Here is a 23,334-nt window from a genome sequence, read left to right on the forward strand (position 1 = left end):
TCGCGGCAGCAACACGATACGAACAGATCATTTGATATATTGTGGTTTATGGGCGGCGGCAGTCGTTGGCATCCCTTCTTTATCGCGAATGTTGATGCTACGACTTCTGCCGATCTTCATTTCGTTCCCGGTAGAAATAGCATGACCTCACAAACACCTATCCGTAAACCGCGTGGCCGCGATCTTGGCATCCCTTTCACCGGGTGTACTGGTCCGCACAATGCGATCACCGATGTTGATGGCGTCGGTGTCGGCTTTCAGACGATTATCGAGAACGAGCCGCGCCCGGGCCGCAAGCGTCCGGTCCGCAGCGGCGTAACGGCCATTCTGCCGCATATGCAGTCAGAAACGCCTGTTCCGGTCTATGCTGGTGTGCATCGTTTCAACGGCAATGGCGAAATGACCGGCACGCACTGGATCGCGGATGGCGGTTATTTTCTGGGACCCGTCGTCATCACCAATACGCATGGCATTGGCATGGCGCATCACGCCACCACCCGCTGGATGGTTGACCGCTATGCCTCGACCTACAAGACCGACGATTTTCTCTGGATCATGCCGGTTATTGCTGAGACCTATGACGGCGTGCTGAACGACATCAACTGCTTTCCGGTTACCGAAGCCGATGTGCGCAAGGCGCTCGACAGCGTTGCCTCCGGCCCGGTGCAGGAAGGCAATTGCGGCGGCGGCACAGGAATGATCACCTATGGATTCAAGGGCGGCACGGGCACGGCATCGCGCGTCGTGGAATTCGGTGGTCGCAGCTTCACCATTGGCGCGCTGGTGCAGGCCAATCACGGCCAGCGCGACTGGCTGACCATTGCCGGTGTTCCGGTTGGCCAGCATATGCGCGACGGCACGCCGCAAAGCCAGTTGCAGGAGCGCGGTTCCATCATCGTGGTGCTGGCAACGGACCTGCCCTTGATGCCACACCAGTTGCAGCGGCTGGCACGTCGCGCCGCGATCGGCATCGGTCGCAATGGCACGCCGGGCGGCAACAATTCGGGCGATATTTTCCTGGCCTTCTCGACGGCCAATCAGCGCCCGATGCAACACCGTTCCGCGCCGTTCCTCCAGATGGAAGTGGTGAATGACGAGCCGCTCGATCCGTTCTATCTCGCTGCGGTCGATAGCGTGGAGGAAGCAGTGGTCAATGCGATGCTGGCAGCTGAAGATATGGGCGGCACGCCTTACGACCGTCTGCGCGTTCAGGCTATCGATCACGACAGGCTGCGCGAAGTGCTGGCCCGTTACGGACGGCTGTCTGCATAAAGACGGCTGATTGCAAATATAGAAAGCAGCGACAGATGCGGGTTCTGTCGCTGCTCCCCCTTTTGTGATGCCCTTTTGACTGGAGGTCAGATCATCACAAACTGGTAGTGTTGGTGGGGCCCATTTTTGCCACTAGAACGACCGCTGGAAGCGCACCGTGCCGCCCCAGGCATCGTTGACCTTGTTGTCGCGAAAATCGGCTTCGTAACGCCTCCAGTTCCCGCCGAATTTGGTGTAGTTGACTTCCGGCGTGATGGTGAAGCCGGGGACAATTTGGTAGGCAATATTGGCGGCAGCAGCCGTCTTGCCCCAATCGTCATGCGCACCTTGGAGATTGAACGCGACCTTGTCGGTTGCCTGGAATTTCAGGCCGCCCCAAACAGCCCAGTCGCCACCCCATTGGCCATACATCTGGTCTGGGTCTTCTTCCGAAGCATAACCGCCCTGTAACCAGAGCGAGAAACGGTCGGTCAGATTGACGTCGCCGCGAAGCTTGGCCGCCCATTCTTCGATAACGGAATCATACGCAACGACGCCCGCAATGGAACCCCAGCCGCCTGCATATTTCAGGCCGCCGACGACATGTGGCACATAACCGTCGATCGTGTAATGATGGCCTGTCGGATTTCTGTAACCGTTATCGTTGTCGCCGCCCTCTTCGAGAGCGATCACTGCGGAGAAGCCGCTGCTGCTTGCGAATGTGTAAGAGATCTTGCCTGTGCGATAGGCGCCGGGAGAAACCACGTCGTCGTTAATGACGTCGCCGAGATAGCCGGTGAAAGTATGGAATTCTGACTCGTCGATGCCGACTTTGAGACCACCCAGTTCGATATAGGCGAATTGGAGAACGACTTCCGAGCCGCTCCAGCCATAAACGTCGGTTCTGCGCGAAATATTTGCCCAATAGTTGAATCGGGTCTCGGTGAAAGTCTTCAACGTGCCCAGTTCGGTTTCGGAAGCAGTCGAGGTGCGCAACGCAAAACGGGCGCCCTTGTCCCAGCCTTCGCGATCTATGCCCGTAAAGACATTATCAGCGCCATTCATGTCGTAACGCACATAGCCATGAATGCGCAGGCAGGTCTCGGTGCCGGGGATATAAAAATAGCCCGCGCCATAGGTGTCGCAAACACGCACATATTCAACGGCTTCCGGCTCCGGTGCGATGATTGCGTCGGCAGCGTAAGATGAAAAAGACATCATCGTCGCTGCCGAAGAGATCAGAACGGTCTTCATTTTCATAAGAGTTGCCTCGATTCAGCGTGAACTTTGAGAGAGTTCATGTATATCGCGGCAAAGCTTCGGTCTCAATGGAACTAAAAGTAATTAAATCCAATAGAGTTGTTATGTTGCATAAGAGATACCAATTTATATAATAAATATCGATTTGTATTTTTACTTTTACATGATTAGATACGGATTACCAATAAATCAAACTATGAAATAGTTATATAACTAATTATAAAATTCTCATTATTTTTCAAAAAGTTGCGATTTTGCGAATTTGATTGATAGTATAATCATGCATTTCAAAATGAGAGGATTTAATCGTTCCTTTGGAGCGGCTAATTGGAAAAGAAGTTTATCGATGACGATTGACGCAGAAAAAATGATTTTATTGCGCGACTTGATGGCGAATATACTTGTCTCCGCGAAAATATGGCGATCGCTGGCCAATGAGGCGCTGCTGGACCTTGGACTTGATTCCGGGGTTGCGGCCTGCCTGTTCTGGATCGCCTATGTGGGCGATGGCGCCAAGCAAATCGATATCGCGACGGAAATGGGGCTGACGGCTGCATCGCTGGTGCGGATGATCGATTCACTCGAAGCGCTGCAGCTGGCGCGCCGCGAGGTCGATGAGAACAACCGGCGGGCCAACCGGATCAGGCTGACCGAGGAGGGGCGTCGTGTCGTTTCCATCATGCAGACGATCCTGGATAGTGTGCACCAGAATCTGTTCCGGGAATTTGAGAGTTCCGATATCAACACGGCCAATACTCTTTTGCGGCGCGTCATCAGTGAAAGGGCGTGATCCCTGTTCGATCACGGCCGAGCCGGCACGGTGTTGAAGAAACTGCGCCTGGTCCGGTTGTTGCCGGACAGGCGGTTCAAGGCTCATTTGTTGCGGAATGTTTCTGGCTTCGACGCGGAAATATTCGGTTACAAAAAAATGAAAACCGCCCGCCGTGAAGTGGCTATAGTGTTTTTCAACAACACCTGATTGATAACGTCACGAGCCCGAATGAGCGTTCCGCCCCATATACTGATCGTCGATGACGACCCGGAAATCCGCTCGTTGTTGTCGCGCTATATCAGCGAGCAGGGTTTTCGCGTTTCGGTGGCGGGCGATCGCCGCGAATGCGAAAAGCGTCTCACGGAGACCAACCCCAATCTGATTGTTCTGGATGTCATGTTGCCGGATGGTTCGGGCCTCGACATTTGCAGGCGGCTGCGTGACCGGGAGCCTAGCATTCCGGTCATCCTGCTGACTGCATTGAAAGAGGATGTGGATCGCATCATCGGTCTGGAAATCGGCGCGGATGACTATCTGGGCAAGCCGTTCAATCCGCGCGAACTGACGGCTCGCATCAAGGCTGTGCTGCGCCGCAGCCAGCATGTTCCATTATCCACTAATGATGATGTTACGCTTTTCCATTTCGGCGCCTTCGTCCTCGACCCGCAGCTGCGCAAGGTTGCGAGGGATGATGGCGCGCAGGTCGATCTGACGGCGGCTGAATTCGATCTGCTCAAAGTATTCGTGGAGCGTCCTGGTCGGCTATTGTCGCGTGACCAGCTGCTCGATTTCACACAGGGGCGGGGACGCGGCCCGCTTGATCGCTCGATTGACGTTCTTATGAGCCGGTTGCGCCGCAAGCTTGATGACAGTCAGGCTGGCGATGTATTCAAGACCGTGCGCAATGGCGGCTATCAGCTGACGATACCGGTCAAAACATCGGTTGTGACGCGATGAACACATTGCGCAATCGCATCGCTCTGTTGTTGATCTGCGCCATCGTCTCCGTTGTGGGACTGGCGACATTTGCGGCGGACCGCGTACTCAGTCCGCCGCCGCGCGAACTGACGTCTGATCCGCTGGCGCGCCAGATCATGCTGCAGGTGTCGCTGTTCACTCAGAACCCGGCAGCAGCGCAAGCCTATGGCCTTGTCGTTCAGGACAAACCCATCGATACGAATGTCGATGAGAGGGGAACCCGCTTCATCTCGCGCGCGCTGGCTGCAAACGGTAAGGACTGGCCGCTGATCGTCAGCCATGCGGACACGCCGAGGACGGACAATGTCTCGGTCAAACTTGGCGAGGATCGGTGGATCATTTTGCAAATTCCGCAAATGGGGCCGCCGGAAGGCGCCGCTCGCGTGCTGGCTTTGTGGGTCTGCCTGATTGTGCTGGGCAGTGCTGTCATTTCATTGTTCGCCGCTGCCAAGATCACGAAGCCGCTGCGCCTGCTCGAAGGGGCGGTGACGCGCATCGGGCCGGATGGCGTCCTGCCGCTGATCCCCGAAACCGGATCGGGCGAAGTGCGCGCAACTGCAAAGGCCATCAACCGCCTGTCAACGAGGCTCAAGACGGCAATGGAAAGCCGCATGCGGCTGGTTGCCGCCGCCGGTCATGATCTGCGCACACCGATGACGCGGATGCGGCTGCGCGCCGAATTCGTCGCAGATGAGGCGGAGCGTGCGAAATGGCTGGCAGATCTCGAAGAGCTCGATTCCATCGCCGACAGCGCCATTCGTCTCGTGCGCGAGGAAGTGGACAGCAACGGCGCGACGGAGATTTTGCAGCTCGACCGCCTCGTGACCGAACTGGTCGCGGAACTGCGGGCGATTGGCTATTCGGCAGAGTTGCAGCCGGTGAAAACCGCGCAGCCCCTCGTCGTGCAGGCCAACCCGATTGCGCTGACGCGCGCCTTGCGCAACCTGATGATCAACGCGGCAACCCATGGCCATCACGCTGTTGTGTCGAGTGTTGAGAAGAACGGCGAAGCAGTCGTTCTTATAGAAGATAACGGTCCGGGCATTCCTGAAGAATTGATAGGGCGCATTTTCGAGCCCTTCTTCCGGGTCGATGCGGGACGCCGGAAAATGCATCCCGGTGCGGGGCTTGGGCTGGCCATCGCCAAGGAAATTATCGAGCGCATGGGAGGGCGCATCGATATCGCCAACAAAACGCCGAACGGCATCGCGCAAACCGTGACGCTGCCGGTCGCAACCAAATCGCTCAGTAAACAAGGTTTATAGTATGGTTCAGCCGCTGATTTCCCGTAGCAAACCGTGTCGCTTCCTCCCAGATGCGCGGTCTTTCGGAATGGCGCTGGCCGCCGCGTCGCTTCTGCTGGTTTCTGCCTGTTCGCAGGAGCAATCCCAGAAGGCGGGCACCAATGCCGCGGCGCTGCCGAAACCGGAGGTTGGCGTTGTGACCTTGCAGCCGCAATCGGTCTCGATCAATGCCGAAATGCCGGGGCGCACCACCGCGTCGCTAGTGGCGGAAGTCAGACCACAGGTTGGCGGTATCATCGAGCAGAGGCTGTTTACGGAAGGCAGCGAGGTCAAAGAGGGCGATGCGCTCTATCAGATCGAACCTGCCAGCTATAAGGCTGCCTATGAGAGTGCAGCTGCCGATCTCCAGCGGGCGGAAGCGACTGTACCCAGCGCGCAATCCATGGTGACGCGCTATCAGGGGCTGATCAAGCAGAACGCCGTCAGCAAGCAGGACCTCGACAATGCGGTTGCATCGCTGGCGCAGGCCAAGGCCGATGTTGCGGCAGCGAAAGCCGCGCTGGAAACGGCGCGTATCAACCTTGATTATACGTCGATCAAGGCGCCGATCAGCGGACGCATCGACCGCTCGACCCTGACGCCCGGCGCGCTGGTGACAGCCAGCCAGGACACGGCGCTGACCACCATCCGCACGCTTGACCCCATCAATGTCGATGTGACGCAATCGAGCACCAATCTGCTCAATCTTCGTCAGGCCATCCAGGATGGGCGCATCAAGATCAGTGGTGAAAATGTCAGCGTGCGGCTCAAGTTGGAAAACGGCGCGATCTATCCGCTGCCGGGCAAGCTTGAATTTGCGGAATCCGCAGTCAGCGAAACGACGGGCACCTTTACGCTCCGCGCCACATTCCCCAATCCGGATCGACTGCTTCTGCCGGGCATGTACGTGCGCGCGCTGGTGGAAGAGGGCGTTGCCCCCAACAGCTTCCTCCTGCCGCAGCGCGGCGTTTCGCGCAATGCCAAGGGCGAGCCGACCGGCCTTTTCGTCAATGCCGAGAACAAGGTAGAGGAGCGCGTCCTCGAAGTCCGCCAGAGCGTCGGCAATAATTGGCTGGTCAACGGCGGCGTTGCGGCTGGCGACCGGGTCATCGTGGAAGGATCGCAGCTTGTCCGCGCCGGTCAGGAAGTGCAGGCGGTCGATGTCATTGTCGATGATACGACCGGCGAGGTGCGCGAGCGCAAACAGGCGCAGACGACCGATGGCGCTGGCAGTCAGTTGACCCAGAACCAGACCGGCAACGCGGCGGTGAAGGAATAGACCATGTCGAATTTCTTCATCAACAGGCCCAATTTTGCCTGGGTCATTGCGATTGTCATCATGCTTGGCGGTTTGCTGGCGCTGAGTTCCCTGTCGATCTCGCAATATCCGCAGATCGCGCCGACCACGGTGCGCATCAGCGCCACTTACGCGGGCGCAGATGCCGAAACGGTCGAAAACTCGGTTACCAAGGTGATCGAGCAGGGCATGACCGGCATCGACAATCTGGATTACATGACGGCCAACTCGACCTCGACCGGCTCGGCAACGATTACGTTGACCTTCACCAGCGCCGCCGATCCCGACGTGGCGCAAATGCAGGTGCAAAACAAGCTGCAGCTCGTCCAGTCGCAGCTGCCGGAGAGCGTACAGAGCACGGGTCTGACAGTCAGCAAGTCGTCCGAAAGCTTTCTGATGGTCATCGGCTTTGTCTCGACCGATAGCAAGCTAACAGCCAACGATCTGGCTGACTATATCGACAGCTCGCTCAACGATACGCTGAAGCGCGTCGAAGGCGTGGGCGATACGCGCATTTTCGGTTCCGGCTATGCAATGCGCATCTGGCTGGACCCCGACCAGCTTGCGAAATATGCGCTGATGCCGGGCGATGTCGCTTCGGCGATTGAGGCGCAGAACACGCAGGTTTCGGCTGGTCAGCTGGGCGCAATGCCCGCCAATAAGGGTCAACAGCTCAATGCGACGGTGACGGCGCAAAGCCGTCTTCAAACGCCGGAACAGTTCCGCAATATCATTTTGAAAAGCACGACCGATGGCGCGCTGGTGCGGTTGAACGATGTGGCCCGCGTGGAACTGGGTTCGGAAAGCTATACGAGTGAATCCAGTTATAACGGTCTGCCTTCGGGCGCCATCGGCATTTATCTCGCCACCGGCGCAAATGCGATCAGCACGGCGGAAGGGGTGCAGGAAGCAATCGGGAACCTGAAGGAAACGCTGCCAGCGGGGGTGGAGGTCGTTTATCCTTATGACACGACGCCCTTCGTGCGCTTGTCTATCGAGGAAGTGATCAAGACACTGATCGAGGCCATCATTCTGGTTTTCGTCGTGATGCTGGTGTTCCTGCAAAACATCCGCGCCACGCTTATTCCAACGCTGGCCGTTCCGGTGGTTCTGTTGGGCACGTTCGGGGTGCTGGCGATCTTCGGCTATTCCGTCAATACGCTCACCATGTTCGCCATGGTGCTGGCCATCGGCCTTCTGGTGGATGACGCGATTGTCGTCGTGGAAAATGTCGAGCGCGTGATGGAGGAGGAAGGACTTCCGCCAAGGGAGGCCACGATCAAATCCATGGGCGAGATCACCGGCGCACTGGTTGGCATCGCGACGGTGCTTTCGGCGGTGTTTATTCCGATGGCCTTTTTCGGCGGATCGGTCGGCGTCATCTATCGCCAATTCTCGGTCACCATCGTATCGGCGATGATCCTGTCGGTGGTGGTCGCGCTGATCCTGACGCCCGCTTTGTGCGCCACGCTTTTGAAGCCGGTCCAAGGCCATGCGAAGCAGCGCGGCATTTCCGGTTGGTTCAATCGCGGTTTCGACCGGACAACGAATGCCTATCGCCGTGGCGTGAATGGAATCCTCACGCGGTCATTCCGTTACCTTCTGGTCTTCGCGCTGATCGTGGTTGCCATGGGCTGGATGTTCAACCGTCTGCCAAGCTCGTTCCTGCCGCAGGAAGATCAGGGCACGCTGATGACCAGCGTTCAGCTTCCCGTGGGCGCTACGCAGGACCGTACCGAACGGGTCATGAAGCAGGTGACGGATTTCTATCTCAATCAGGAGAAGGATGCGGTCGAAGGCGTGATGAGCGTAATCGGCTTTGGTTATGGCGGGCAGGGACAGAATGTCGGTCTGGCCTTCGTGCGTCTGAAAGATTTCGAAGCGCGCCAATCTGCTGATCTATCGGCAAGCGCGGTCGCCGGACGCGCCATGAAATTCTTCTCGACAATTCGCGACGGCAAGGTTTTTGCGCTGGCGCCGCCTGCCATTCAGGGCATGGGCAATTCGAGCGGCTTCGATTTCTTTCTGCAAGATGTCAATGGCGCCGGTCACGCCAAGCTGATCGAGGCACGCAACCAGTTGCTGGCGCTGGCGGGCAAAAGCAACCTTCTGGCCAATACGCGCCCGAACGGGCAGGAAGATACGCCTGAATTCGCGATCAATATCGATCAGGAAAAGGCGAGTGCTTTGGGCGTTTCGCTGGCCGATATCAACAGCACGCTGTCGACAGCCTGGGGCAGCGCCTATGTCAATGATTTCATCGACAGGGGTCGCATCAAACCGGTCTATGTTCAGGGCGACAGCAATTTCCGCATGCAGCCGGAAGATCTGGAGAAATGGCAGGTCCGCAACGCCGATGGCATCATGGTGCCGTTTTCAGCCTTTGCAACCGGCTACTGGAAATATGGCTCGCCGCGACTGGAACGCTATAACGGCTCGTCCGCCGTGGAAATTCAGGGCGAAGCGGCACCCGGCGTCAGTTCCGGTGTCGCTATGGATGAAATAGACAATCTGATGACGCAATTGCCGTCCGGATTTGCCCATGAATGGACCGGACTTTCCTATCAGGAACAGCTTTCCGGCAATCAGGCAGCCTCACTCTATGCGATTTCGGTTCTGGTGGTGTTCCTATGTCTCGTCGCGCTTTATGAAAGCTGGTCCATCCCGTTTGCAGTCATGCTTTCCGTGCCGATCGGCATTTTCGGCGCACTTTTGGGCGCAACGATTTTCGGGCAGAGTAACGACGTTTATTTCAAGGTCGGTCTTCTCACCACCATCGGTCTTGCCGCAAAGAATGCTATTCTGATCGTCGAATTTGCGATAGAGCGGCAAGCGGCAGGCATGGGGCTGGTCGAGGCGACGCTGGAGGCCGCTCGACAGCGCCTGCGACCGATCCTGATGACATCATTCGCCTTCATTCTGGGCGTCACTCCGCTGGCCATTGCAAGCGGTGCCGGTTCGGGTGCGCAGAACGCAATCGGTATCGGCGTCATGGGCGGGATGATCGCCGCAACCGTGATAGGTGTCTTTCTTGTTCCGCTGCTCTTCGTTGCCGTTCGGCGCATCTTCAAGGGCAAATCCAGTCAAACTCAATCGGTGTCGCCGCAGACGCAGACGGAATCAAACCATGTCGACAAATGATCTCACCCGCCTTGCAGCGACTTTTGACCACAACCCCTGCACCAGACAGGATCAGCGCGTCCGCCGCACGATGAAAGTGCTGGCCACGTTGTGTCTTGTTGCGACCGTCAGCGGTTGTGTGGTCGGGCCGGACTATCAGTCGCCCCTGATCAACATGCCTTCCAACTGGGGCAACAAGAAGCAGCAAAAACCGGCAAAGCCCGCGGAACTGGCCGAATGGTGGAAGCGGCTCAACGATCCATTGCTCAATGCTTTCGTAGAGGAAGCGGTTGCGGGCAATCTGGATGTTGCAACCGCCAAGGCCCGCGTGCGCGAGGCGCGCGCTACCTATCGTCAGTCGGTCGGCACGCTGCTGCCGTCACTGGACGGTTCCGCTTCGGCGACCCGCAGCCGCACAGGCTCTTCGGTCAGTGGCACGGCGAGCACCAGCAGCCAGTTCCAGAGCGGACTGGATGCAAGCTGGGAAATAGATCTGTTCGGCGCCAACCGCCGGTCGGTGGAAGCCGCCAAATACGGCATGGATGCCTCGGAAGAAGACCTGCGCAATACGCTCGTGACGCTGATTGGCGATGTAACCACGAATTATGTCGAAGCACGCGGTTATCAGGCGCGTGCCGCGCTGGCCCGGCGGACCGCCGCTTCACAGCGCGAAACGGCTACCCTGACGCGCAACAAATTCGAGGCGGGCGCATCGTCGGCGGTCGATCTTTCCAACGCATCCGGTCAGGCGGCTTCGACAGAGGCCAATATACCGGACCTTGAAGCGGCCTATGCCGCTTCCGTGCATCGGCTTTCTGTGCTGACAGGTCGCGCGCCTGCCGCACTTGCCGAGCGCATGAAGAAGGTTAAGGCGATCCCCAAGCCGAAACTGCCGATGCCCACGGGCATTCCAGCAGACATTCTTCTCTCCCGCCCGGATGTGCGGCTGGCTGAACGTCAATATGCGCAATACACGGCCAAGGTCGGTCAGGCGGAAGCCGCCCGCTATCCGGGTCTCAGCCTGACGGGCGATATTGCGACCTCGGCCACCAAGATCGGCGATCTCGGCAAAAGTTCGTCGATCAGCTGGTCGTTCGGCCCAACCCTCACGGTTCCGATCTTCAATGGCGGCCAGCTGAAGGCAGCCGTCGAGATGGCGCAGGCGCAGCGCGACCAGTATTTTATCGCCTACCGCTCTTCGATCCTGACCGGGCTTGAAGAAGTCGAAAACGCTATCGTTTCGCTGGCGCAGGAGCGCATCAAATCGTCCAAGCTTGCAACATCGGCTCGCCATTATCGCGAGGCGGCGTCGCTTGGACGTTCGCTCTATCAGTCGGGTACGCAGAGCTTCCTCGATCTTCTGGAGGCCCAGCGTTCGCTCTATTCGGCGGAGGATTCACTGATCGCCAGCCAGGTTCTGATCACTACCGACTATATCGCGCTCAACAAGGCGCTTGGCGGTGGCTGGAGTGGCGCCATTGAAGTTTCCAAACCGGAAGTCGTGGACGTGAATACGGGTCCGCGTCTTCCGAAGAGAAATGCGGTGGCCACTGCCGCCGCCAACTAAGTTAAATCCCCCTCATACGGATTTGGTGGTCGCATTCCGGCATGTGCTGCCAATGTCACACATTGGCCAAGGCAGATGCCGGAATTGAAAAGATTGCCTGCAATTATAGATTTCTACTGGATTTTTTGAATTCGACCCTTGATCATGCGGCCCTGTGAGGCCGGTTTCCGAGGTCACGTTCAATCCACGAGCATATGCAAGGTTCCCTGAATGCGCTTTAAACGTCTCGTCGTCACGACCGCAGTCCTCATCGCTGTGGCCGTGTGCGGATATTTTTACTGGCGCAGCCAATCGTCGTCCCAGACACCATCGATGATGACCGCCACTGCGACCCGTAGCGACATCGAAGTCACGGTGCTTGCAACGGGAACCATCAAGCCGGTTCGTCTGGTTGCGGTCGGCGCGCAGGCATCGGGCCGCATCACATCGGTCAAGGTGAAGCTTGGGCAGGTCGTGAAGGCGAATGACCTCATTGCTGAGATCGACTCCACCACGCAGAAAAACGACCTGCGGACATCCGAGGCGTCACTTGCCAACATGCAGGCGCAGTTGAAGGAAAAGCAGGCGACGCTGGCGCTGAACCAGCAGACGCTGAACCGCCAGAAAGCCATGCTTGCCAAACATGCCGTTTCGCAGGCCGATTACGACACGGCTGCCGCCGATCTGAATGTGACGCAGGCGCAGATTGAATCGCTCAGGGCCCAGATCAAGGCAGCCGAAGTTGCCGTCGAGACAGCCAGAGCCAATCTCGGCTATACGCAGATCACCGCGCCGATTGAGGGAACCGTTCTTTCCATCGTCAGCCAGGAAGGCCAGACGGTCAACGCAACGCAATCCGCACCGACGATTGTTATTCTCGGCCAGCTTGACCGGATGACGGTTTATACGGAAATTTCCGAAGCTGATATCGTCCGGGTGAAGCCCGGCCTGCCGCTTTATTTCACGGTGCTCGGCGATCAGGACCGCCGCTATGAAGCAAGCCTTGAATCGGTGGAACCGGCGCCGGAATCGATCAAAAGCGACAGCAGCTTCAGTTCCTCAAGCTCGTCCTCGTCGTCCTCTTCGAGCAGCACGTCGTCGGAGGCGATCTATTATAATGGCCTTTTCACCATCCCGAATGAAGACGGGCATCTGCGCACCTATATGACGGCGGAAGTGCACATCGTTCTCGGGCAGGAGAACAATGTCCTGACCATTCCGTCCTCTGCCTTGGGTGCGCGCGATGCGGATGGCCGCTATACGGTGCGCGTGGTCGATGACAAGGGGCAGATCTCAAGCAAGAAGATTGAAATCGGCCTGAACAACAAGGTGATGGTTCAGGTGAAATCGGGCCTCGATGAAGGCGAACGCGTCGTCACCGGCCAATTGGCGGCAGGTGCTGCGGCAAGCCCCAGCCCGGGTGGCCGTCGCGGCCCGCCGATGGGCTTCTGATCATGACGGAACCGTTGATCCGCCTCAGAAAGGTCCGGCGGGAATACCCGTCGGGGGACAGTTCCATCGCGGTACTCAAAGATATCGACCTCACCATCAATGCTGGCGAGATGGTGGCGATTGTCGGTGCCTCAGGTTCGGGTAAATCCACGCTGATGAATATTCTCGGCTGTCTTGACCGCCCAACGTCCGGCAGCTACGAAATCGGCGGTCGCGAAACCGCCTCCATGGATGTCGATGAACTGGCCGCGCTGCGGCGTGAGCATTTCGGCTTCATCTTCCAGCGTTATCATCTGCTGCCAGAGCTGACGGCCATCGGCAATGTCGAGATACCGGCGATCTATGCTGGTATCGACCCGTCGGCGCGTGCCAAGCGCGCCGGGTCCTTGCTGACGCGTCTTGGCATGGGTGACCGGCTGCATCACCGGCCCGGCCAGCTTTCCGGCGGGCAGCAGCAGCGCGTCTCCATTGCGCGCGCGTTGATGAACGACGCCAGCCTCATTCTGGCCGACGAGCCGACCGGCGCGCTCGACAAGCATAGCGGCGAAGAGGTGCTGCGCATTCTGGGTGAGCTGCATGCCGAAGGGCGCACGGTCATCATCGTCACCCACGATATGTCGATTGCCAGCAAGGCAGAACGCATCATCGAAATCAGCGACGGCGAGATCATCGCCGACCGCCCGGTTGAAAAGACCGAGATCGTGGAAAGTGCCGTCAGACCGGAGGATGCGGCCTCGAAGCGCAAGCGCGCGTTGTCGCTCTATGGATTGATGGGTTCGATCCGCGAGGCCTTTCTGATGGCCTTACTCTCGATGCGGGCGCATAAGCTGCGCACTTTCCTGACCATGTTGGGCATTATCATCGGCATTGCTTCGGTCGTCAGCGTCGTGGCGCTGGGGCGCGGTTCGCAGGAGCGGGTGCTGGCCAATATTTCCAGCCTCGGCACCAATACGCTGGAAATTTTCGCAGGCAAGGATTTCGGCGATGTGCGATCCGGGAAAATCACCACACTGGTGGTTTCGGACGCTTTGGAACTGTCCAAACAGCCCTATGTCGCGGCTGCCACGCCAACAGTCTCGACAAACAGCACGGTGCGTTTCGGCTCGCAGGAGTCCAATGCGCTGGTGAATGGCGTCAGCGAGCAATATTTTGTCGCCAAGGGCAGCAAGATTGCCGATGGACAGTTTTTCGACCGCGAAAGCGTGCGAACTACGGCGCAGGATGTGGTCATCGACCAGAACACCAAAAACGCGCTGTTTGCCGATATCAATCCGGTGGGACAGGTGCTTTTGATTGGCAATGTTCCAGCGCGCATTGTCGGCGTGATGGAGCCGCAGCAGGGCGGTTTCGGCTCTAACCAGAATTTGTCGCTTTATCTGCCATACACCACCGTTCAGGCACGGTTTCTGGGAAGCAATTCGCTGCGCAGCATTACCTTGCAGGTCAAGGACGGGATCGATACGGCGCTGGCCGAACAGTCGGTCACCGAATTTCTGTTGCAGCGCCACGGCACCAAGGATTTCTACATCCTGAACACCGACGATATTCGCAAGACGATCACCAGCACGACCCAGACGCTGACGCTTCTGGTGGCGGCAATCGCCATTATTTCGCTGATCGTCGGCGGCATCGGGGTGATGAACATCATGCTCGTCACGGTGTCCGAACGTGTTTCGGAAATCGGGGTACGCATGGCGGTCGGCGGGCGACAGAGCGATATCCTGCAGCAATTTCTCATCGAGGCGGTGCTTGTCTGCCTGATAGGCGGTGTTCTGGGCATTCTGACGGCGCTCGGCTTCGGCTTGCTCTTCAGCTTGTTCAGCTCGAATTTCAGCCTTGTTTATTCAACCACGTCGATTATCGCAGCTTTCCTGTGTTCGACGCTGATCGGTGTCGTGTTCGGCTATCTGCCAGCGCGAAACGCTTCGCAACTGGACCCGGTCATCGCGCTTTCCAAGGGGTAAGTGCGACGACTAGCGCCAAACGCAGGTTTGCAGCGGCACTCTTAAAAAAATCAGCGGCAATAAAAGAAAATGCGTGTGTCTGTAGGGATTTTTGCTAAATCCCTACAAAATAATAAAAATTTATAAGCTGAACTCTGCCCCCGATCCTTTAAAAATACGGATAAAGGTCGCAGTGCTCACTGTTCGTCATCTGATTGTAACAGAAATGGGCGAAGCATCCGGCCATTCGCAGTTCGTTGGGGGACAACGGCTGCGGGGATGTATTGAAGAGGGGTGAAATATGGCGGGTTTGGCTACCACCGGAAATATTGAGGCTATGTCTTGCACGCTGCCAAGGCGGTGCATGATGTCGCTTACTTGCGCAACAGCTGCCCGCGGCATGTAGCCGTTTCCACCATCTGCACGGGTTCCACCGAGAAGCTGCAGAAATCCTCAAAACAGCGCTCCGGGCATCCGGGGGATCGAAAATCCGGTTCCCGCAAAAGTGGGAGAGCGGCGGGCCATGGCTAATTATGACTGTTGCAGAATTTCAACGGTCGCCCCGGAAGTAACGGTCTGTATCTTATTGGGAAAAAACGCCATTGACTAACGAAACCATCAATGAAAATCGTATTATGCAATCGTAAAAAACGACTCGTAAAAAAATCGAAACTTCTATCAACTTGATCCTGGAGGTCAGAAATGAACATCAAGAGCCTTCTTCTCGGCTCCGCTGCAGCGCTCGTTGCAGTTTCCGGCGCACAGGCTGCCGATGCAATCGTTGCACCGGAACCTGAAGCAGTTGAATATGTCCGCGTTTGCGATGCTTACGGCGCTGGCTACTTCTACATTCCGGGCACCGAAACCTGCCTGCGCATCAGCGGCTACGTCCGTTACGACGTAAAGGGCGGCGATGACGTCTACACCGGCGTCGACCGTAAGGGCTGGGATAAGGCTGCTCGCTTCACGCTGCGCACCCACACCGCTTCGGAAACCGAACTCGGCACCCTGAAGACCTACACGGAAACCCGCTTCAACTACGGCGCCAACAATTCCCGTCACGATGGATTCTACGGCGGCTACAGCCCTGACGAAGACACCGTTTGGGGTGGCACGAGCAGCGGCGTTGATTTCCGTATCGGCTACATCCAGCTCGGCGGCTTCAAGGTCGGTATCGACGAATCCGCATTCCACACCTTCACCGGTTACCTCGGCGGCGTCATCAACGATGACGTGGTCGGCGCAGGCAGCTACACCACCGGTCAGATTTCGTACACCTACAAGGGCGGCAACGGCTTCTCGGCTATCCTGGCTGTTGAAGAAGGCGGCTCGGGCTACGTCATCGACGGCTACACCCCGCACATCCTCGGCGGTCTGAAGTACGAAGGCGGCTGGGGCTCGATCGCAGCTGTTGCAGCTTACGACTCGGTCATCGAAGAATGGGCTGCCAAGGTTCGCGGTGACGTGAACATCACCGACCGCTTCTCGGTTTGGTTGCAGGGTGGTTACGCTTCGGAAGAATCTCCGGTGCAGAACTACGGCCAGTGGGGCGGCGATTGGGCTGTCTGGGGTGGCGCGAAGTTCAAGGCAACCGACAAGGCTACCTTCAACCTTCAGGGCGCACACGACGACTGGGGCAAGACTGCAGTTACGGCTAACGTAGCTTACCAGCTCGTTCCTGGCTTCACGATCACCCCGGAAATTTCGTACACCAAGTTCGGTGGCGAATGGCGTGATCTCGCTGTCGAGAAGGACGCTTGGGGCGGTATCGTTCGCTTCCAGCGCTCGTTCTAATAACACATATCAATATCGGATATCGGGGCATCGTCCCGATATCCGGACAGGTTTCGTCTAGGTTTATGTTCGCAGTAATGTGTCGGGTTATCTGACGAAGCTTGAAAATATGAACTGATAATAATGTGACCTCCAGTCCATTGTTATAGACAGGCGACAGGTCTCCGATCTGTCGCCTGCTTTTTATCTGGGCGGCGGTATTGCCATTTGGGTTGCCCTTTGAAGCGCACCAGTTCGGGTCGAGCAAAGCGGCTCCCCGGCCGTAACTCCCGCTATTTTTCAGAAAACTGCTTTCCGTTTCGCCTCATCACGCGCCGATCACATTGGCGTGCCCTCAAGCGAATGGAACTCCCGCGCGTGCAGATTTTTGTTATAAATTTGTCACGGAGGATTTACCGCGCGTGAACATCATCGTAACAGCACCCCGGACGGACGGAACAGTGACGCAAACCGGTTTGAGCAATCTTCAGGTGGAAGTTGCGCATAAGATGCTGGCGCTTATCACCAAGGAGCGCTGGCAGATCGGTGATCGCATTTCCGATGCTGCGATTGCGCGCGAATTGCACGTTTCACGCTCGCCGGTCCGGCAGGTTTTGCATCTTCTGGTGGAGCGGGGGATCGTCGCGCAGGCACCGAACCGTGGTTATCTGTTGCAGCGTTTTCCGAAACAGGACGAGCTGTCGAACGAGATTTTGCCGCCGTCCGATTTCGAAGACCTCTATCACAGGCTGATGAGCGCGCGTGCTTCCGGTTCGATCGGCCTGGAAGTTTCTGAAGCAGCCCTCGCGGAACAGTTCGAAGTGACCCGTGGAACGGTGCGCCGCACATTGATGCGCTTTGCCGCCGAAGGACTGGCCGAGCGGCTTCCAGGCTACGGCTGGCGCTTTGCCGAAGCGCTCGACAATGAACATGCCGTCAATGAAAGCTATTCTTTCCGGGTGGTCATCGAATGCGGCGCGCTGACACAAGCTGATTACAGCCCGGTTCTCTCCGAGTTGCAGGAACTGCACCGCGAACAGCTTGAAATACTCGAACGCCCGATATCCGATTTTCCGGATGGGTTTTGGTTCGACGTCAATGCGAATTTCCATGAAACGCTGGTGTCATGGGCCAATAACCGGTTTCTTACCCAGGCTCTGCGCTGGCAGAACCATTTGAGGAGACTGACGGAATCCTGTGAGTTTGAGCGTATGGGCGAAGCGCGAATTCGTCAGGCCTGCGCGGACCATCTGGAGATTTTGCAGGCTATCGAGGCACGGGATTTCGAATTTGCAGCCGCATTGCTGAAGCGGCATATCGCGCGTCCAGCTCACGATAGCGTGTGATTCCGCGCGGCATTTTTCAACGAATGAAATGGAAAAGGCCGGGATTCGAAGCGATCCCGGCCTTGTTCTTGGTTAGATTTTGGCGGCCTGCACAAAGCGCGGATCGAAAGTCTGCGCAAATGAAATATCCGCGCTGGAAAGCTCCGGATCGAGCGCCTTCAACATTTCATAGAGGCTCTTGAAGCCTTCTTCGGCAATCAGGCCCTTTTCGGAATACATGGCGCGGGATTTCTCAAAGCCGGTTTTGTAGAGTTCGCGGTCGCCAAGCAGATATTCCTCCGGCACGGCGTCGGCAACGTCGTCGGCGGATGCCTTGTGAATCCAGTCCAGCGACTTGACGAAGGCATTGACGACGCGCTGCGTGGTGATCGGGTTTGCGTCGATAAAGCTCTGCTGCACATAAACTGTCGCGGCCGGATTGGTGCCGCCGAACAGCTGTCGCGTGCCTTCTTCTGTGCGGGTGTCGATCAGCAGAGTGATATCGCCATCGACTTCGAGGCGGGTGATCACCGGATCGAGATGGACGAGAGCGGCGATTTCGCCTTTCTTGATGGCTGCAACCGCGCTTGCGCCGCCGCCAACGCCGATAATCGACGCGGCATCTTCCGACAGACCGTTCTTCATGAGTGCATATTGCAGGAACAGCGACGTGGAGGAGCCGGGCGCCGTAACGCCGACATTCTGGCCCTTCAGGTCGGCAATGGTCTTGATTTCGCCTGCGAGGTCCTTGCGCACGCCGATGCAGATGCCCGGGAAACGTCCAAGTTCGCAGACTGCCTTGATGTCCTGGCCCTTGTTCTGCATGCGGATCGTGTGTTCATAAGCGCCCGTCACGACATCGACCGAACCACCGATCAGAGCCTGCAACGACTTCGCGCCGCCGCCAAAATCGTTGACCGTTGCCTTCAGGCCCTGTTCTTCAAAGAAGCCTTTGCGCTCGGCAATCGTTAGCGGCAGGTAGTAGAAAAGCGGCTTGCCGCCGACGCCGAACATCAGTTCGGGTTTTTCTGGCGTTGCCGATGCATCCTGCGCATAGGCGGGCAGGCGGGAAGCAATGCCGGCCAGTCCAAGAGCTGCGGCGCCCAGCAGGGCGTCTCTGCGATTAATCTTCATGATTTTCCTCCTAGAGCATTTCCAGCAAAAGTGCGCAGCGGTTTTGCGTAGGATAATGCGTGAAAACAAATAGATCGAGCGGTTCCATGATTCCATTTTAACCGGAACCGCTCTCGTAAGCGCGACGCGCCGTTATGCGTTGTGGCTTGCGGCTTTGGGGCGCCAGACAAGCAGGCGCTCCTCGATGATGGTGACGCCCCAGTCGATGATCAGCACGAAGACGGTCAGCACGAGCATACCGGCGACAACGCCGGTCACGTCGAACACGCCTTCCGCCTGATGAATGAGGTAGCCAAGCCCCGCCGAAGAACCGAGATATTCGCCCACGACCGCACCCACGACGGCGAAGCCGACAGCGGTATGCAGGCTCGAAAACATCCATGACAAAGCCGAAGGCAGGTAGACGTTGCGCAACAATTGCCGCTCGTTCATGCCGAGCATGCGGGCATTGGACAGCACGGTCTGGTTCACTTCCTTCACGCCCTGATAGACGTTGAAGAACACGATGAAGAACACCAGTGAAACGCCAAGCGCTACCTTGGACCAGATGCCGAGGCCAAGCCACAGCGCAAAAATCGGCGCCAGAACAACACGCGGCAGGGAGTTGGCGGCTTTCACATAGGGATCGAAAACAGCTGCCAATATGGGCTTGCGCGCAAACCAGAAGCCGATCAGGACACCCGCAATCGAGCCGATGGCAAAGGCGAGCATGGCTTCGAGCAGCGTGATGCCGAGGTGATACCAGATGGTGCCTTCGGCAAACCATCTATAGGTGCGCAAGGCGACATCGCCCGGTGTGGCGAAGAAGAATTTCGCCTTGGCGGGGTTGCCGAAAAGATGCGTGGCGGTAAAGACATGCCACACGAGAATAACGGCGACAGCAATACTGAGCTGCGCCAGAAACAGCATTGGCTTTTTCATGAACGTCCTCCGGCGCGGTCTCCACTCGTCTGCTGGTAGCCCTTGAGGACTTCTTCCTTGAGCGCGCTCCAGATTTCCCGGTGGATTTCGTGAAACTGGTTGTCGAGGCGGATTTCGGAAATCTCGCGAGGGCGTTCGAGCGGAATGCGATATTCCGCCATGATGCGCGCCCTCGGACCGGCAGACATGATGACAACGCGGTCAGCAAGCGCGATGGCTTCTTCGAGATCATGCGTGACGAACATGACCGCCTTCTTGTCTTGCGACCACAGATCGAGCAGCAAATCGCCCATGATGACGCGGGTTTGCGCGTCCAGCGGGCCGAATGGCTCATCCATCAGCAGATATTTCGGATTGCGGATCAGCACCTGCGCCAGACCCACACGTTTGCGCTGGCCCCCGGAAAGCATATGCGGATAGCGGTCGCCGAAGCTTGCAAGCCCGACACGAGCCAGCCATTCCTGCGCATGTCTGCGGGCTTCGGCCTTTGTCGAGCCTGCGATTTCAAGACCGATGGCGACATTGTCGAGCACCGTCTTCCAGGGCATCAGCGCGTCCTGCTGGAAGAGATAACCCGCCTTGCGATTTAGCCCTTGCAGGCGCTGGCCGTTGATCTCGACAATACCCTGCGCAGGCGTCAGAAGACCGGCCACAGCATTCAGCAAGGTGGATTTACCACATCCGGTTGGACCGACAATGGCGACGAATTCGTTTTCCGCGACCTTGAGATTGCTTTCGGCAACCGCATCGAACCGACCGCCATCGGCCAGTTTGAACGAAATCTCTACATTCTTCAGCTCGATGGCCGTCTTGTCGGTTCCACCCGCCTGCGCGTGCTTTACTTCGGCGCTCATCGTCTTCTCTCCTTGGGAAGTCGACGAGACGCCTTGCCGCAGTATTGCATATAATCACTCCTCCGAATGCGCACTTCAACGATGGGGGTTGGGCAAGACGGCCAGAATTCAGGGTCCTGCACGTCGCGAATGAAGCGCGCGAACGTTTAATTTCAGCCTTCCTATACCGCTCTTGCAACAAGGCGCAATGGAAAGCTGACCGCGCTTTGCATTATATCTACATAAATAAGTCTATACGAAATAATATTGCTGTCTGGCAATGTGCCGCAAATTGGCAGCGCATATCGCCTCTTTCGTCCGTCGAAGCGGGGCTTTAAAGTCCCAATTTAAAAAGCCGTCCGGCGATGTTGGGAGGAGCTAGGCGTGACGCTTCGATATCAGATTCTGGCTCTGGCCATTGTGCCGTTGATCGTAGCGATCCTGACGGTCACGGCCTTCATCACGTGGCAATCGGCCAATCTCGTGCAGAGCAGCATCGCGACTTTTGAGAAAAACATGCTGAAGGCGAAGGAGACCGAGCTTCTGAACCTCACCAATCTGGCTCTGTCAGCAATCCAGAAAATCTATGACGAGGCCGGTCCCGACGATACAGCGGCCATGCAGAAGGTGACGAGCATTCTCACCTCGCTCGATTATGGGCGGGACGGCTATTTCTTCGTTTATGACTATGACGGCAACAATGTCGTGCATCCGCGCCAGACCTTTCGTCCCGGTCAGAACTGGCTCAATCTGGTCGATCCTGATGGCGATCATGTCATTGCCAATCTGATCGACAAGGCAAAGCAGGGGGGCGGGCTGCACCAATATAAATGGGAAAAGCCGTCGAGCGGCGAAATGGCCGACAAGCTGTCCTTTGCGGTTGGGCTGGATAAGTGGAAATGGATGCTGGGAACCGGCGTTTATCTGGATGATGTTTATGCGCAGACGGCGGCGGCCAATGCCGATTTTCGCGCCAATATCCGCAACACGTTTCTGGTGGTCAGCCTGATCGCCGTGCCTGCCGTCATGCTGGTTTTTGCGACATGCATGTTGTTGAACATTCGCGAGCGGCGCATGGCGGACAGCAAGCTCAAGGAGCTTGCCCAGCGCATCATCGATACGCAGGAGGAAGAACGCGCCCGTCTGGCCCGCGAACTTCACGACGGCATTTCGCAGAATCTGGTGGGCGTGCGCTATGCCATCGATCTGGCCAGCCGTCAGGTGCATACGGGCAGCGACGGTGCGCCGAGGGCTATCGAGAAGGCATCGGATGTGCTGAACGGCGCGATCAAGGAGGTGCGGCGTCTATCGCATGATTTGCGACCGCGCATTCTGGACGATCTGGGCATGACGGTGGCGCTGAAAGCGCTCTTCGAGCATTTCGCGGAGCGGACTGGTATCGAGACCCGCTTCGAGGCTGATACGCTGCGGGTCAATCTGAAACCGGAGCCGAGCACGGCGCTCTACCGGGTGGCGCAGGAAGCGCTGACCAATATCGAGCGCCATTCGGGTGCCAATGCTGTCTCTGTGCGCCTTTGGGATTCGAACGGGCGCGTGACGATGACGGTGAGCGACAATGGCAATGGATTTGCCGGTCATGATCTGAAAGGGGCGACATCGGGACTTGGCCTCAGAAATATGCAGGAACGCATGGCACATTTCGGCGGTGTGCTCTTGGTGGAAACCGGCAGCGATGGTACGCAGTTGACCGCGCGCCTGCCGCTTTCGGCAGTCGAAAGACCTATGACGAAGCCGTCCCTGATGAAACCGGAAGTCGCATGACGAAAGAATGCAAGATTCGCGTATTGCTGGTCGATAATCATCCGCTGGTTCTCGACGGCTTGCGCGCCGTGCTTGAAACCTATGACGACATTGAAATCGCGGGCGCTGCATCCAATGCGCGGCTGGCGCTGGATATGGCGCAGACCGCCAAGCCCGATGTCGTGCTGATGGATATCAATATGCCGCTTCTCAACGGTATCGATGCCATCGAGCTTTTCAAGCGGCAACTGCCGGGTACGCGCATTCTGATGCTCTCCATGCATGACAGTCGCGAATATATCTCGACCTCGATCATGCGCGGTGCTTCGGGCTATGTGCTGAAGGATGTTTCGACGAGTGAAATCGTCGCCGCCATCCATGCGGTCGCATCGGGCGGAACCTATTTTTCCTCCGGCGTTTCGGAAGCACTTCTCGACAATGCCGAGAAGAAGGCGGAAGGCCTGTCGTCGCGTGAAAACGATGTGCTGGTTCTGGTTGCCGAAGGTAGCAGCAATCGCGAGATTGCTTCCGCGCTCGGCATATCGGAAGCAACAGTCGAGACTCACCGCAAGAACATCAAGAAAAAACTCGGTATCGCCAGCACCGCCGGATTGACCCGTTATGCCATTGAAAACCGGCTTGGCTTTTCAGAAAGTTAGCCGCCGGAAGACGGGAAAGCTCTGCT

General features: G+C 57.3%; 18 protein-coding genes. 14 read left to right on the plus strand and 4 right to left on the minus strand.

Annotation, left to right across the window (positions count from 1 at the left end; all coding sequences use genetic code 11):
* Positions 1-141: 141 nt before the first annotated feature.
* Complete coding sequence (locus tag WIX40_RS07275; RefSeq protein WP_140023934.1) at positions 142-1,272, plus strand: DmpA family aminopeptidase; 1,131 nt, start codon at positions 142-144, stop codon at positions 1,270-1,272.
* A gap of 132 nt (positions 1,273-1,404) precedes the next feature.
* On the opposite strand, the gene WIX40_RS07280 is transcribed toward WIX40_RS07275, so the two are convergent.
* Positions 1,405-2,511, minus strand: a complete 1,107-nt coding sequence (locus WIX40_RS07280; protein WP_339439570.1) for a porin — start codon at positions 2,509-2,511, stop codon at positions 1,405-1,407.
* A 346-nt stretch (positions 2,512-2,857) separates the two neighbouring features.
* On the opposite strand from WIX40_RS07280, the gene WIX40_RS07285 reads away from it, so the two are divergent.
* From WIX40_RS07285 to WIX40_RS07335, 11 genes are all read left to right on the plus strand, one after another.
* Entirely contained in the window at positions 2,858-3,301 is a 444-nt protein-coding gene (locus WIX40_RS07285; RefSeq protein WP_339439572.1) for a MarR family winged helix-turn-helix transcriptional regulator, read from the plus strand.
* 30 nt (positions 3,302-3,331) lie between these two features.
* On the plus strand, positions 3,332-3,490 hold the full coding sequence (locus tag WIX40_RS07290) for a hypothetical protein (protein WP_167836076.1): 159 nt from the start codon (positions 3,332-3,334) through the stop codon (positions 3,488-3,490).
* A 21-nt stretch (positions 3,491-3,511) separates the two neighbouring features.
* Entirely contained in the window at positions 3,512-4,240 is a 729-nt protein-coding gene (locus tag WIX40_RS07295) for a response regulator (protein WP_109367149.1), read from the plus strand.
* Positions 4,237-5,526 (plus strand): ATP-binding protein, encoded by a 1,290-nt coding sequence (locus WIX40_RS07300; protein ID WP_109367150.1) that lies wholly within the window; start codon positions 4,237-4,239, stop codon positions 5,524-5,526. The genes WIX40_RS07295 and WIX40_RS07300 overlap by 4 nt, the downstream gene beginning before the upstream one ends.
* A gap of 1 nt (position 5,527) precedes the next feature.
* A complete protein-coding gene (locus tag WIX40_RS07305) occupies positions 5,528-6,823 on the plus strand; it encodes an efflux RND transporter periplasmic adaptor subunit (protein ID WP_109367151.1) in 1,296 nt (431 codons plus the stop codon).
* A 3-nt stretch (positions 6,824-6,826) separates the two neighbouring features.
* Positions 6,827-9,982 (plus strand): efflux RND transporter permease subunit, encoded by a 3,156-nt coding sequence (locus WIX40_RS07310; protein ID WP_121538205.1) that lies wholly within the window; start codon positions 6,827-6,829, stop codon positions 9,980-9,982.
* Between the two features lie 70 nt (positions 9,983-10,052).
* On the plus strand, positions 10,053-11,528 hold the full coding sequence (locus tag WIX40_RS07315) for an efflux transporter outer membrane subunit (RefSeq protein ID WP_109367966.1): 1,476 nt from the start codon (positions 10,053-10,055) through the stop codon (positions 11,526-11,528).
* A gap of 210 nt (positions 11,529-11,738) precedes the next feature.
* The gene (locus WIX40_RS07320) at positions 11,739-12,959 is read left to right on the plus strand and encodes an efflux RND transporter periplasmic adaptor subunit (RefSeq protein WP_339439577.1); all 1,221 of its coding nucleotides are present in this window, start codon (positions 11,739-11,741) and stop codon (positions 12,957-12,959) included.
* A 2-nt stretch (positions 12,960-12,961) separates the two neighbouring features.
* On the plus strand, positions 12,962-14,923 hold the full coding sequence (locus WIX40_RS07325; protein WP_339439579.1) for a MacB family efflux pump subunit: 1,962 nt from the start codon (positions 12,962-12,964) through the stop codon (positions 14,921-14,923).
* 681 nt (positions 14,924-15,604) lie between these two features.
* Positions 15,605-16,696 (plus strand): porin, encoded by a 1,092-nt coding sequence (locus tag WIX40_RS07330; protein WP_339439581.1) that lies wholly within the window; start codon positions 15,605-15,607, stop codon positions 16,694-16,696.
* 401 nt (positions 16,697-17,097) lie between these two features.
* Complete coding sequence (locus WIX40_RS07335) at positions 17,098-18,021, plus strand: GntR family transcriptional regulator (protein WP_339439583.1); 924 nt, start codon at positions 17,098-17,100, stop codon at positions 18,019-18,021.
* Positions 18,022-18,093: 72 nt separating this feature from the next.
* On the opposite strand, the gene WIX40_RS07340 is transcribed toward WIX40_RS07335, so the two are convergent.
* The 3 genes from WIX40_RS07340 to WIX40_RS07350 all read right to left on the minus strand — a co-directional run bounded on the left by WIX40_RS07340 (position 18,094) and on the right by WIX40_RS07350 (position 20,909).
* Positions 18,094-19,134 (minus strand): ABC transporter substrate-binding protein, encoded by a 1,041-nt coding sequence (locus tag WIX40_RS07340; protein ID WP_109367157.1) that lies wholly within the window; start codon positions 19,132-19,134, stop codon positions 18,094-18,096.
* Between the two features lie 132 nt (positions 19,135-19,266).
* Entirely contained in the window at positions 19,267-20,055 is a 789-nt protein-coding gene (locus WIX40_RS07345; RefSeq protein ID WP_339439586.1) for an ABC transporter permease, read from the minus strand.
* On the minus strand, positions 20,052-20,909 hold the full coding sequence (locus tag WIX40_RS07350) for an ABC transporter ATP-binding protein (RefSeq protein ID WP_171317548.1): 858 nt from the start codon (positions 20,907-20,909) through the stop codon (positions 20,052-20,054). Before WIX40_RS07350 ends, WIX40_RS07345 begins: the two co-directional genes overlap by 4 nt.
* Before the next feature lie 363 nt (positions 20,910-21,272).
* Between WIX40_RS07350 and mctS the strand changes: the two genes are divergently transcribed.
* Both mctS and mctR read left to right on the plus strand, forming a co-directional pair.
* Entirely contained in the window at positions 21,273-22,670 is a 1,398-nt protein-coding gene (gene mctS / locus WIX40_RS07355) for a two-component system sensor histidine kinase MctS (protein WP_339439588.1), read from the plus strand.
* Positions 22,667-23,308, plus strand: coding sequence for a two-component system response regulator MctR (mctR, locus tag WIX40_RS07360; protein ID WP_109367161.1), 642 nt, complete (start codon positions 22,667-22,669; stop codon positions 23,306-23,308). The genes mctS and mctR overlap by 4 nt, the downstream gene beginning before the upstream one ends.
* Positions 23,309-23,334 lie beyond the last annotated feature (26 nt).

The sequence above is a fragment of the Ochrobactrum teleogrylli genome (assembly GCF_037482325.1).
Taxonomy (GTDB): domain Bacteria; phylum Pseudomonadota; class Alphaproteobacteria; order Rhizobiales; family Rhizobiaceae; genus Brucella; species Brucella teleogrylli.